Source organism: Krasilnikovia sp. M28-CT-15, assembly GCF_047159595.1.
Lineage (GTDB): Bacteria > Actinomycetota > Actinomycetes > Mycobacteriales > Micromonosporaceae > Actinoplanes.
In genome coordinates, this window is record NZ_BAAGAK010000001.1 from 2,418,894 (window position 1) to 2,430,631 (window position 11,738).

12 protein-coding genes are annotated in these 11,738 nt (G+C 72.6%); 6 read left to right on the forward strand and 6 right to left on the reverse strand.

Annotated elements, in window-relative coordinates:
* Window positions 1-6 precede the first annotated feature (6 nt).
* Genes priA through hisF form a run of 3 tightly spaced genes read left to right on the forward strand, consistent with a single transcriptional unit; the run spans window position 7 to window position 1,885 of the window.
* The gene (gene priA / locus ACMCNO_RS11470; RefSeq protein WP_412749386.1) at window positions 7-732 is read left to right on the forward strand and encodes a bifunctional 1-(5-phosphoribosyl)-5-((5-phosphoribosylamino)methylideneamino)imidazole-4-carboxamide isomerase/phosphoribosylanthranilate isomerase PriA; all 726 of its coding nucleotides are present in this window, start codon (window positions 7-9) and stop codon (window positions 730-732) included.
* On the forward strand, window positions 729-1,127 hold the full coding sequence (locus ACMCNO_RS11475; protein WP_412749387.1) for a RidA family protein: 399 nt from the start codon (window positions 729-731) through the stop codon (window positions 1,125-1,127). Before priA ends, ACMCNO_RS11475 begins: the two co-directional genes overlap by 4 nt.
* The gene (hisF, locus tag ACMCNO_RS11480; protein WP_412749388.1) at window positions 1,124-1,885 is read left to right on the forward strand and encodes an imidazole glycerol phosphate synthase subunit HisF; all 762 of its coding nucleotides are present in this window, start codon (window positions 1,124-1,126) and stop codon (window positions 1,883-1,885) included. Before ACMCNO_RS11475 ends, hisF begins: the two co-directional genes overlap by 4 nt.
* Window positions 1,886-1,995: 110 nt before the next feature.
* On the opposite strand, the gene ACMCNO_RS11485 is transcribed toward hisF, so the two are convergent.
* Window positions 1,996-3,426 carry a DHA2 family efflux MFS transporter permease subunit gene (locus ACMCNO_RS11485; protein WP_412749389.1) on the reverse strand — a complete coding sequence of 477 codons (1,431 nt, stop codon included), beginning with the start codon at window positions 3,424-3,426 and terminating at the stop codon, window positions 1,996-1,998.
* Between the two features lie 75 nt (window positions 3,427-3,501).
* Between ACMCNO_RS11485 and ACMCNO_RS11490 the strand changes: the two genes are divergently transcribed.
* Window positions 3,502-4,044 (forward strand): TetR/AcrR family transcriptional regulator, encoded by a 543-nt coding sequence (locus ACMCNO_RS11490; protein ID WP_412749390.1) that lies wholly within the window; start codon window positions 3,502-3,504, stop codon window positions 4,042-4,044.
* 13 nt (window positions 4,045-4,057) lie between these two features.
* Here the strand turns inward: ACMCNO_RS11490 and ACMCNO_RS11495 are convergent, their stop codons facing one another.
* A complete protein-coding gene (locus ACMCNO_RS11495; protein WP_412749391.1) occupies window positions 4,058-4,492 on the reverse strand; it encodes a hypothetical protein in 435 nt (144 codons plus the stop codon).
* Between the two features lie 57 nt (window positions 4,493-4,549).
* Between ACMCNO_RS11495 and ACMCNO_RS11500 the strand changes: the two genes are divergently transcribed.
* The gene (locus tag ACMCNO_RS11500) at window positions 4,550-6,046 is read left to right on the forward strand and encodes a beta-N-acetylhexosaminidase (RefSeq protein WP_412749392.1); all 1,497 of its coding nucleotides are present in this window, start codon (window positions 4,550-4,552) and stop codon (window positions 6,044-6,046) included.
* A 2-nt stretch (window positions 6,047-6,048) separates the two neighbouring features.
* Here ACMCNO_RS11500 and ACMCNO_RS11505 read toward each other — a convergent pair whose 3' ends face one another.
* The 3 genes from ACMCNO_RS11505 to ACMCNO_RS11515 all read right to left on the reverse strand — a co-directional run bounded on the left by ACMCNO_RS11505 (window position 6,049) and on the right by ACMCNO_RS11515 (window position 8,235).
* Complete coding sequence (locus ACMCNO_RS11505) at window positions 6,049-7,053, reverse strand: ATP-binding protein (protein ID WP_412749393.1); 1,005 nt, start codon at window positions 7,051-7,053, stop codon at window positions 6,049-6,051.
* Between the two features lie 14 nt (window positions 7,054-7,067).
* On the reverse strand, window positions 7,068-7,436 hold the full coding sequence (locus ACMCNO_RS11510; protein WP_412749394.1) for an STAS domain-containing protein: 369 nt from the start codon (window positions 7,434-7,436) through the stop codon (window positions 7,068-7,070).
* A 142-nt stretch (window positions 7,437-7,578) separates the two neighbouring features.
* Window positions 7,579-8,235 carry a YczE/YyaS/YitT family protein gene (locus tag ACMCNO_RS11515; protein ID WP_412749395.1) on the reverse strand — a complete coding sequence of 219 codons (657 nt, stop codon included), beginning with the start codon at window positions 8,233-8,235 and terminating at the stop codon, window positions 7,579-7,581.
* Between the two features lie 59 nt (window positions 8,236-8,294).
* Here ACMCNO_RS11515 and ACMCNO_RS11520 point away from each other — a divergent pair, with 59 nt between their 5' ends.
* Window positions 8,295-9,749: a PLP-dependent aminotransferase family protein gene (locus ACMCNO_RS11520; RefSeq protein WP_412749396.1), complete on the forward strand. Its 1,455-nt coding sequence runs from the start codon at window positions 8,295-8,297 to the stop codon at window positions 9,747-9,749.
* A gap of 67 nt (window positions 9,750-9,816) precedes the next feature.
* On the opposite strand, the gene ACMCNO_RS11525 is transcribed toward ACMCNO_RS11520, so the two are convergent.
* Window positions 9,817-11,640, reverse strand: coding sequence for an AMP-dependent synthetase/ligase (locus ACMCNO_RS11525; RefSeq protein WP_412749397.1), 1,824 nt, complete (start codon window positions 11,638-11,640; stop codon window positions 9,817-9,819).
* Between the last annotated feature and the right edge of the window lie 98 nt (window positions 11,641-11,738).

Below are 11,738 nucleotides of genomic sequence, written 5' to 3' on the forward strand. Positions count from 1 at the left end.
ATCACCGTGACCCTGACCCTGCTGCCCGCCGTCGACGTCGCCGACGGCCAGGCCGTCCGCCTCGTGCAGGGCGCCGCCGGTTCCGAGACCAGCTACGGCGATCCGCTGGAGGCCGCGCTGGCCTGGCAGAACGACGGCGCGACCTGGGTGCACCTGGTCGACCTGGACGCCGCGTTCGGCCGTGGTTCCAACGCCGAGCTGCTGGCCGACGTGGTCGGCCGCCTCGACGTGAACGTCGAGCTGTCCGGCGGCATCCGCGACGACGAGTCGCTGCGCCGGGCGCTGGCCACGGGCGCCGCCCGGGTCAACATCGGCACGGCCGCCCTGGAGGACCCCGAGTGGTGCGACCGGATCTGCGGCGAGTACGGCGACCGCGTCGCGATCGGCCTGGACGTGCGCGGACGTACGCTGTCCGCCCGGGGCTGGACCCGCGACGGCGGTGAGCTGTTCGAGGTGCTGGAGCGGCTCGACAAGGCCGGGGCGGCCCGCTACGTCGTCACGGACATCACCAAGGACGGCACGATGCGCGGGCCGAACCTCGACCTGCTGCGCGAGGTGTGCGACCGCACGACGGCGCCGGTCATCGCCAGCGGCGGGGTGTCCACCCTCGACGACCTGCGAGCCCTGGCCACCCTGGAGCCCGCGGGGGTGGAGGGCGTGATCGCCGGCAAGGCCCTGTACGCGGGAGCGTTCACGGTCCGCGAGGCCCTGGCCACCCTCTCCGCCGCATGATCGCCCGGTACGGCTCCGGCGGCCGGTGGGAGAAGAACTACGGGTACTCCCGCGCGGTGCGCGCCGGGGACCGGGTGGTCACCGCGGGCTGCACCGCCACGGTGGGCGGTGTGGTGCAGTGGGTCGGCGACCCGGGCGCGCAGGCGCACACCGCGTTCCGGATCGCGCTGGATGCGCTGGCGGAGGCGGGCGCGTCGATCGACGACGTGGTCCGTACCCGGATGTACATCACGGACCGCGCGTACGCCGAGCCGGTCGGGCTTGCGCACGGCGAGTTGTTCGCCGAGGTCCGGCCCGCCGCGACCCTCGTGGTGGTGGCGGGGCTGCTGCACCCGGACATGCTCGTCGAGGTGGAGCTGGAGGCGCTGGCCGGCGCGGGAGGGGTGCAGCCGTGACGGTGTCGGTACGCGTGATCCCCTGCCTCGACGTGGACGCGGGCCGGGTGGTCAAGGGCGTGAACTTCGTGGACCTGCGGGACGCGGGTGACCCGGTGGAGCTGGCCGCCGCGTACGACGCGCAGGGCGCGGACGAGCTGACCTTCCTCGACGTGACCGCCTCCTCGGACGAGCGGGCCACGATGCTCGACGTGGTCCGCCGTACCGCCGAGTCGGTGTTCATCCCGCTGACGGTCGGCGGCGGGGTGCGCTCCGCGGACAACGTCGACACCCTGCTGCGCGCGGGCGCGGACAAGGTGGGGGTCAACACCGCGGCCATCACCCGGCCGGAGCTGATCGCCGAGATCGCGGACCGGTTCGGCAACCAGGTGCTGGTGCTCTCCCTGGACGTGCGGCGCGCGCCGGGCACTGACAGCGGCTGGGAGGTCACCACGCACGGCGGGCGCCGCAGCGCGGGCCTGGACGCGGTGTGGTGGGCGCACCGGGTGGCTCAGCTGGGTGCGGGGGAGATCCTGCTCAACTCGATGGACTCCGACGGCACCAAGGCCGGGTTCGACCTGGAGCTGATCTCGGCGGTCCGCGCGGTGGTCGACATTCCGGTGATCGCCAGCGGTGGGGCGGGCGCTGCGGCGCACTTCCCTCCGGCGGTCGCGGCGGGGGCCGACGCGGTGCTGGCGGCCAGCGTGTTCCACTTCGGAGAGCTGACCATCGGCGAGGTCAAGGACAGCCTGCGGGCCGCGGGCAACCCGGTCCGCTAGCCCCCGGGCCGCCCGCGACACCTCGCCGCCCGCGACGACAGCCTGCCGCCCGCGACGACGGCCGGGCCGCGACGGCAGCCCGCCGCGCCCGCGGCAGGACGCACCCGGGCTCAATGCCGCCCGGGTGCCGCGCCGTGGTTGCGGGGCAGCCACCCGGCGATGACCGCGCCGACGGCGACGATGGCGGCTCCCACGAGCACCGCGGGGACGAGGCCGTCCACGAAGGACTGCCGGGTGGCGTAGCCGCCGTATGAGCTGAACACCGAGGCCAGCGCCGCGACCCCGGCGGCCACGCCCAGCTCGCGGATCGTGTTGTTGGCGCCGGAGGCGACGCCTCTGCGCTGCTCAGTGACGCTGGCCAGGGCCATCGTGCTGATCGGGGCGAAGGTCAGGCCCATACCGACGCCGGCCATGGCGAACGCGGCCACCAGGTCGCCGTAGGTGACGGTGGGGGTGGAGGCCAGCCCGATCCAGAGGATGGCCCCGGCCAGCAGGATCTGGCCGGCGACGATGAGGTTCCGCTGGCCGATGCGGTCACCGAAGATGCCCGCCAGCGGCGCCACCACCATGGGCGCCATGGTCCACGGGAGGGTGCGCACGCCCGATTCCAGCGGGCTCAGGCCCTGCACCACCTGGAAGAACTGGGCCAGCAGGAACACCGCGCCGAAGGCACCGGCCGAGAAGGTCAGCGTGACGATGTTGACCAGCGTGAAGCCCCGGGAGCGGAACAGGCTGAGCGGCAGCATGGGGGTGCGGTTGCGTGCCTGCCAGGCGATGAACAGCCCGATCAGGGTCGCGCCGCCGATCAGCATGGTGAGCACGCGGGCGGAGGTCCAGCCGCGGTCCGGGCCGTCGACGACCCCCCAGATGAGCAGCAGCATGCCGCTGGCGGAGAGGAGCAGGCCCAGCGGGTCGAGCCGGCGGGCGCCGCCGCGGGACTCGTCGAGGACGGCGACCGCCAGGATCACGGCCACGACGCCGACGGGGACGTTGAGCCAGAAGATCCAGTGCCAGTCGAGTCCTTCGACCACGGCGCCGCCGACCACGGGGCCGACCGCGACGCCGAGGCCGCTGATGCCGCCCCACACACCGACCGCGGCGGTGCGCAGGCGATCGGGCACGGCCTGCGCCAGCAGCGTCAGCGACAACGGTGCCACGGCGGCCGCGCCGAGGCCCTGCACCGCCCGGGCCGCGGTCAGCTGCCACGGTGCGGTGGCCAGGGCCGCGGCGGCCGACGCCAGGGTGAAGACGGCGATGCCCGCCAGGAACATCCGGCGGCGGCCGATGCGGTCGCCGAGGGCGGCCGCGGTGAGCAGGAACGCGGCGAACGGCAGCGTGTACGCGTTCACGAACCACTGCAGGTCGGCGATGGACGCGCCCAGCTCGGTGCGGATGACCGGGAGCGCCGTGCTCACGACGAGGTTGTCCAGCGTGACCATGAAGGTGGGAATGCCCACGGCGGCCAGCACGGCGGCCAGCGGGCGGGTGGTGCGGCGTGGCGTGGGCGGGGCGGCGGAGGGGCGTTCCGCGGTGGTGGTCATGAAGTGCCTCCGAAAGTTGTTATCCACTGATAACTACAGGAGGGCACGTTAGTTATTCACTGATAACCTGTCAACATGGCCCGCACCCGCCTCTCCGCCGAGCAGCGCCACGAGCAGTTCGTGGCGGCCGCCGTCACCGCGTTCAGCCACGCCGGCTACGCCGGCACGACCACGGACCAGGTGGCCCGCCTGGCCGGCGTCTCGCAGCCGTACGTGATTCGGCACTTCCGCACGAAGCAGGAGCTTTTCCTCACCGCGGTCAACCACGCCAGCAGCCGCATCGAGGCGAAGTTCCGCGAGGCGGCCCAGCGCGAGCCGACTCTGGCCAGCCTCGGGCAGGCGTACGACGAACTGCTGGCCGAGCGGGAGTTGATCACTCTGCTGCTGCACGGCTTCACCGCCAGCGCCGACCCCGCCATCGGCGAGCCGGTGCGGGCCTGCTTCGGCCGCCTCTACGAGACGGTGCGCGAGCTGACCGGCGCGACCGCCGAGGAACTACGCGACTTCTTCGCGAAAGGGATGCTGCTCACCTGCCTGGGCGCGATGCGTGTGGTCGGTCCCGACCCGGTGCCCCGTCAGCCCTGGATGGACAGCCTGCTGACCACGTTCGACCACTAGCGCGCCCGCGGGCTCAGCGGCCGTCGGCCAGGCGCAGCGCGTACTCGCGGACGGCGGCCTGGTAGGTGGCCTCGCGCAGGGTCCATCCGCCGTCGCCGTCGCCGGGGCGGCTGGCGCGGTTCAGCTGGGTCTGCATGGTCAGCACCGCCGACGACAGGCCGCTGAACGGCCGGGTGCGCCACAGCTGCTCACCCGCCGGGGCCACCTCGACCAGGTCGTCGTCCACAGTGATCAGGCCCGCCCCGGCCAGCCGGCACACGGATTCCTCCAGCTCGGCCCGGCTCGGCACGCTGTGGTGCAGGAAGTCCGCCGCGGCCAGCACGTCCGCCAGGCTGGCGCCGGTCACGGGCAGCGCCGCGTGCAACGCGCGGTCGCGTTCCAGCCTCGCGGCGATGACCACGGCGACGAAGATCCACGCGTCGTTCCAGCGCCATCCGCCAGGCCCCATGCCGCAATGATGCCGTGTGCGTGCCGCGCCGGGAAGCGGATGTGGTTGGGTGATCAGATGCTCGTCCCGGCCGCCCGTCACGCCGCCCGGTCCGCCGGGCGGTTCGTCCTCACCGAAACCACCCCGATCGATGCCCCGCCCGCGGTCGCGGACCTGCTGCGTGAGCTGCTTGCGCAGCCCACGGGCCTGCCGTTGCCACCCGGCGCGGGTGGGCTGAGCTTCCGGCTGACCGACGACGCCGAGTTGGGCGCCGAGGGGTACCGGATGAGTGTCACTCCGCAGGGGGTCACCGTCCGGGCGCACACCGAGGCGGGGCTGCGCTGGGCGGTGCAGACGCTGCGCCAGCTGCTGCCCGCCGAGGCGTACGCGGGCGCACCGGTGCCCGGAGTGGTCTGGGCGCTGCCCGTCGCCGACATCGTCGACGGGCCCGCGTATCCGTGGCGGGGTGCCCTGCTGGACGTGGCCCGGTGGGCGCATCCGATGCCGTTCGTGCGGCGCTTCGTCGACCTGATGGCCGCGCACAAGCTCAACGTGCTGCACCTGCACCTCACGGACGACCAGGGCTGGCGCTTCGAGGTACGGCGCTACCCGCGGCTGACCGAGGTGGGCGGCGTCCGCGCGCAGAGCCCGGCCGGGCACTCCCGGGAGCGGCGCTTCGACGGTGTCCCGCACGGCGGCTGGTACACCCAGCGGGAGCTGCGCGACCTCGTCGGGTACGCGGCCCGGCGCGGGGTGCGGATCGTGCCCGAGGTGGATCTGCCCGGTCACGTCCAGGCCGCCCTGGCCGCGTACCCGCAGCTGGGCAACGACCCCGGGCGGCGCCTGCCGGTACGCACCGCGTGGGGCATCTCGTCGCATGTGCTCAACCCGTCCGGGGCCACCCTGGACGTGGTCACCGACATCCTCGACGAGCTGGTCGACGTGTTCCCGTCGGACATCGTGCACATCGGCGGGGACGAGTGCCCGACGGACGAATGGCAGGCCAGCCCGGCGGCGCTGGCCCGGGTCGCGGAGCTGGGCCTGGCCGGAGTGGGCGACCTGCAACGCTGGTACGCCGCCGAGCTGGCCACCCACCTGGCCCGGCACGGCCGCCGGGTGGGGGTGTGGGACGAGCTGCTGGAGTCCGGCGCCCCGGCGGACGCGGTGGTGTTCGGCTGGCGCAGCCCGGAGCGCGTCACCGCGGCGCTGGCGGCAGGGCACGAGGTGGTCGCCTGCCCGCACACCCACACGTACCTGGACTATGCCGAGACGGACGACCCGGACGCGCCCGGTGAGCCGGTCGCGGCCCGGCTCGGCACCCCGCTGCGCAAGGTGTACGGGTACCGCCCGCCGGAGTCCGGCCCGGGGCGGCTGCTGGGTGTGCAGGCGCAACTGTGGAGCGAGTACCTGCCGACGCCGGAGCTGGTGGAGTACCGCGCGTTCCCGCGCCTCGCGGCGCTGGCCGAGCTGGGGTGGAGCGGCTTGCGTGGAGAGTTCCCCGAGTTCCGGCGGCGTCTCACCCCGCACCTGCGCCGCCTCGACCACGCCGGGGTCGGCTACCGGCCGCCGGACTGACCTCAGCCGGTGAAATCGCGGTGGGTCACCTCGTACGGGAAGTGCAGCCGCACCGAGGTGGTGCCGGCGCCGGTATGGGTGGTGACGACGTCGGCGAGTTGCCGGGCCAGCCACATGCCCCGGCCCGCGTCGCGGTCCTCGTCCGGATGGAGGTATCCGGCGGTGGGCGGCAGCGGCCGTCCCCCGGCGTCGTCGACCTGGACGACGAGGGTGTCCGCGTGCGGCCAGGCCCGCAGCCGTACGGGCGCGTCCCCGTGCACCAGCCCGTTGGTGGCCACCTCGGCGACCGCGATGACCACGTCCGTGGCGGCGATCGTGGCGAAGGACTTCTGCCGGGCCCAGGACCACACGGCGGTGCGCGCGAACGCGAGCTCGCCGAGCTGCACCAGGGCGATGTCCAGATCGGTCACGATCGGCGGTGGCGTCAGCGGGATCTCGTTGCGGTGGGTGAGGTAGTCGCGGGCCGGGATGTGCTGCACCTCGACGAGGTCGCCGCCGTCGATGACCTCATGGTTGTGCAGCAGGCGGACGTTCTCGATGATCAGGGTCGAGTGGCAGCGGCTGTCCCAGATGCAGGTGACCGGGCAGCCGTACCCGGCGTACGCCTCGTTGCACACCACCTCGTAGGACAGGTACGCGGCGGCACGGTCGACCGGACTGCTCGGATCGATCCCGGTGGCGATGTCCGGCTCGGCGATGACGTGTACCTGCCGGCCCTGGGCGTGCTGCTCGGCCAGGTACCGCCGGAACTCCGCGTGCGCGAAGCCCAGCCGCTGGTAGAACGAGCCCCGTTCGCTCCATTGCAGCCGGTCGCCGAGCGCACCCAGCTCCGTGCGGACGAGCAGTTCCACCTTGGCGCTGACCACCATCAGCACCGGAATGCCGCGGGCGAGGCAGTCGAGCAGGATCGGCATGAGCCGGGCGCGCAGGGCGTCGTCGGAGTCGATGATCAGAGCGGCGTGGACGAACCCGGACTCCGGCGGCGCGGCGATCTCCCTGTCCGGCATCTCCGACCCCATGGTCACGCCCAGGCCGCCGGCCATTGCTGCCCGTCGGCTCCCGGCGTGACGACCAGCCCGGTCAGGGTCAGCAGGCCGCAGATCCGCATCGCGTGCAACACCATCGGTGCGCAGCTCACGTGGAGCGTGCGACCGGGTGGCAAGTCGTCGCGGGCGTACATCAGTGCGCGGATGCCGGCCGCGCCGAAGAAGCTCACCTGCGTCAGGTCAAGGTGGACCAGCCCGGTGCGGACCTCGGCGGCGACGCGGTCGGCCAGGTCGATCCAGTTGCCCTGGTCGATGTCGCCGGTCACGCGCAGTACCGGACCGTCCCGTTGGGCCACACACGACTCGGCGCTCTCGGCGCGAAACGGCTCCGCCACGACATCCACCTCTCGGACGCCGCCCGCGGGGGTAGCGTCGTGTCTTCGGGGAAGGTCAGCCTTACTCAACGTACGCCGTCGAGCACCGCATCCCTACCCCCGGTGGGGGGATAAGACAGATGCCGCGATTGGCCGATGCTGGACATTGCTCTCAGGCAGGCGTTGCGGCCACCGCCGGGCGGCCGGGCTCACGCACGGCGAACATCGGGATGAACGCCTGGGCGAGCGGCCCGATGGCCACCGCGTACGCCAGGGTGCCGAGGCCGACCGTGCCGCCCAGCAGGAAGCCGGTGGCCAGCACGAGCACCTCGATGGTGGTGCGTACGAGGCGGATCGACAGGCGGGGGAAGCGGCCGGCGATGCCGGTCATCAGCCCGTCGCGCGGGCCGGGTCCCAGCCGTGCACCGATGTACATCCCGGTGGCGAGCCCGTTGAGCAGGATGCCCGCGACCAGGTAGGCGACGCGTGCGGGCAGGGTGGCGACGGTCGGCAGCACCGCGAGGACTCCGTCGACGACGAGCCCGATGACGACCAGGTTGGCGATCGTGCCGATGCCGGGGCGCTGTCGCAGCGGGATCCACAGCAGCAGGAGCGGAATGCCGGTGATGATCACCACGGTGCCGATGCTGATCCCGGTGGCCTGCGACACCCCCTGGTGGAACACGTCCCACGGGGTGAGGCCGAGGCCGGACACCACCATGAGGGCCATGCTGACGGCGTACAGGGTCAGGCCGACCGTGAGCTGGGCCAGCCGGCGGCCCGGGCGGAAGCGGATAGTGAGGTGATTGATGTTGCCAGTCGCAGGCATAACTGCCACTCTGAGGGCCAATTGCTCGGCCCGAAAGGGCCAATCTGGCGGAGGTGGCGGTGACGACGTCGGTACGCGGCGGCCAATTGGCCCGGTTGCTGGGGCAGTGGCATTCCCTGCCGGGTCGCCACAAGCGGCCCGACTACGCCGCGCTGGCGGGCGCGGTCCGCGGCCTGCTGGCGGACAGCCGGCTGCCCCTCGGGGTACGCCTGCCCGCTGAACGGGAACTCGCCGAGTCCCTCGGGATCAGCCGCACCACGGTCTCGGCGGCGTACCGGTCGCTGCGCGAGACCGGGCACCTGACCAGCCGCCGCGGCGCGGGCAGCTGGACCACCCTGCCGACCGGTCACCGGGTCGGCAGCTCGGGCCTGTGGGCGCCGGACGACGACCTCGACATGATCGACATGGGGGTGGCCGCGTCGGCGGGGCCGGTCGAACTGGTGGCCGCGGCCCGCGCCGCCGCCGACGACCTGCCCCGCTACCTGGGCAGCGCCGGATACCACCCGACCGGGCTGTCCGAGCTGCGGGCGGCCGTCGCGGACGGCTACGCCGCGCGGGGCGTGCCCACCAGCGCCGAGCAGATCCTCATCACCAGCGGCACGCAGCAGGCCCTCGACCTGGTGCTGCGGCTGTCCGTCCCGGCCGGGGCGCCGGTGCTGGTGGAATCCCCGACGTACCCGAACGCGCTGGCCGCGCTGTCCGCCCGGCGGGCCCGGATCAGCACGCACGGCCTCGACCCACGCACCGGCTGGGACGCCGAACTGCTGCTCGGGGCGCTGCGGCAGACCCGGCCCCGACTGGCGTACCTGATCCCGGAGTTCCAGAATCCGACCGGTCACCTCATGCCCGCCAGCCTGCGCGAGCGGCTGGTCGGCGCGGCCCACGCGACCGGCACCGAGCTGGTCATCGACGAGTCGTTCGTGGACCTGCCGCTCGACGGCTCGCCGATGCCCCCGCCGGTCGCGGTGTTCGACCGGCACTCGCGCGTGGTCTCCATCGGCGGGATGAGCAAGGCGTACTGGGGTGGGCTGCGGATCGGCTGGGTCCGCGCCTCGGCGCCCCTGGTGCAGCGCCTCGCCGCCCTGCGGGTCGGGGTGGACATGTCCAGCCCGGTGCTCGAACAGCTCGTCGCGGTGCGGCTGCTGGCCCAGGAGGAGTCCATCGTGGCGGCGCGCCGGGCGCAGCTCGGGTTCCGGCGCGACGCGCTGGTCGCGGCGCTCACGGAGCTGCTGCCCGAATGGCGGGTGTGCGTGCCGGGCGGTGGCGTCACCCTCTGGGCCGAGTTGGACGGGCCCATCTCCAGCGCGCTGGCCCGCGCCGCCGAGGACGTGGGGGTACGGCTGGCGCCCGGGCCGCGGTTCGGCCTGGACGGCACGCTGGAACGCTTCGTCCGGCTGCCGTTCACCCTCGCCGCCGACGACCTGACCGAGGCGGTACGCCGGATCGCCAGCGTGCGGCACGATCTCGACCGGGCCAGCCGCCCCGCGTGGGGCACTCCCGCGGTCATCGCCTGACGCCTGGATACCGGACCGGGCGCGGATCCGGCGAACCGGCTCCGCGCCCGGGGGAGAATCAGGCGGGTCAGATCTGGGCGAGCGAGCCCGCGTACATCTTGTCGATCTCGGCGGCGAAGTTCGTCTCGACGCTGCGCCGCTTGATCTTCATCGACGGGGTGATCTCGCCCTGCTCGATGCTGAGGTCGCGGGGCAGGATCGTGAACTTCTTGACCGTCTCCCAGCGGTTCAGCTTGCCGTTCAGCTGCTCGACGAAGCCCGCGATCAGCGTCTCGGTCTCGGGCGCCGCGACGATCTCGGCGTAGCTGCGCCCGGCCAGCGGCCCACCCTCGGCCCAGCCCGCGATGGCGTCCTCGTCCAGCGAGATGAGCATCGTCACGAAGTTGCGCGCCTGGCCCACCACCACGGCCTGCGACGTGTACGGGCACACCGCCTTGAACATGCCCTCGATGCTCGACGGCGCGATGTACTTGCCGCCGGACGTCTTGACCAGGTCCTTCTTGCGGTCGGTGATGGACAGGTTGCCCTCGGCGTCCAGCTGGCCGATGTCACCCGTCCGGAAGAAGCCGTCCTCGGTGAACGCCTCCGCGGTCTCCGTCGGCAGGTTGTGGTAGCCGCGCATGACCGGGGCGCCGCGCAGCAGGATCTCGCCGTCGGTGTCGATGCGGACCTCCAGGTCGCCGAGCGGCTTGCCCACCGTGCCGATCTTGAGGTGGCCCACCCGGTTGACGAAGTTCGCGGCGCTGCTCTCGGTGAGCCCGTAGCCTTCCGAGATCGGCAGGTTGGCGGCGGCGAAGAACTCCGCGATGTCGCGGCTCAGCGGCGCCGACCCGGAGACCAGCACGCGCAGCCGGCCGCCGAGGCGCTGCTGCAGCTTGCTGAAGACGAGCTTCTCCGCGATCGCGTACTCCGTGCGCAGCCACCGGTCGACCGGCTTTCCGGCCTGCTCCAGGCGTACCCTGCGCTTGCCGGTGGTCATCGCCCAGCTGAAGATCTTCGCCTTGAGGCCGCCCTCGCCGAGCGCCGTCGTGACCGTCTTGTTGTAGATCTTCTCGAAGATGCGCGGGGCCGCGGCCATCAGGGTCGGCCGGACCACGGCGAGCTTTTCCACGAGCTTGTCCACCCGGCCGTCCACATAGGTCGGCACGCCCACGTGGATGACGCCGCACAGAATGGTCTTGCCGAACGAGTGCGACAGCGGCAGCCAGAGATACTGCAGGTCGTTGGGGTCGTACAGGCCGAGGTCCTCCTGGGCGACGCCCTCCCAGACCCAGCCGCGGTGCAGCAGCTCGACGCCCTTGGGGTGCCCCGTCGTGCCGGAGGTGTAGATGAGGGTCGCGACGTGCTCGGGACGGATGGCCTCGATCGCGCGGTCGATCAGGCCGGGGTTGGCGACCAGCGCCGCTCGGCCGCGTTCCTCCAGGTCGGCGAGCGTGAGCTGGGGCGGTTCGGCCTCGGCGTCGGCGAGGCCGTCGATGAGTACGACGTGGGTGACCGACGTGGTCGCCCCGGAGATCTTCAGGGCCTGCTTCGGGTTTTCCGCCACCAGAACCTTGGAACCCGAGTCGGCGATGATGAACGTCGCGTCCTCGGGCTCCGTGGTGGGGTAGACGGTCGTCGTCGCCCCGCCGGCGCAGTTGATGGCGAGGTCCGCCAGGATCCATTCGAGACGGGTGTTGGACAGGATCGACACCCGGTCCTCCAGACCCACACCGAGTTCGGCGAGCCCGGCGGCCAGCGCGAAGGCCTTGTCCTTGACCTGCGCCCAGGTCAGCCATGCCATGCCGGTGTCATCCGCGTTCGGGCTGGCGAACGCCTGCTTGTCCGGGGTGGTCGCCACCCGCTGCAGGAACATGTCCGGGATCGACCGGTAGGGAACGTCGAGAGCCATCGGGCGCCGCCTTCGTGCCGGTATGAGATGAAACGGTTGCAACGTAACAGCCGTGTTACCCGAGAGTATTGCGGGTGTGGCCCGAGGGCCATAGGGCC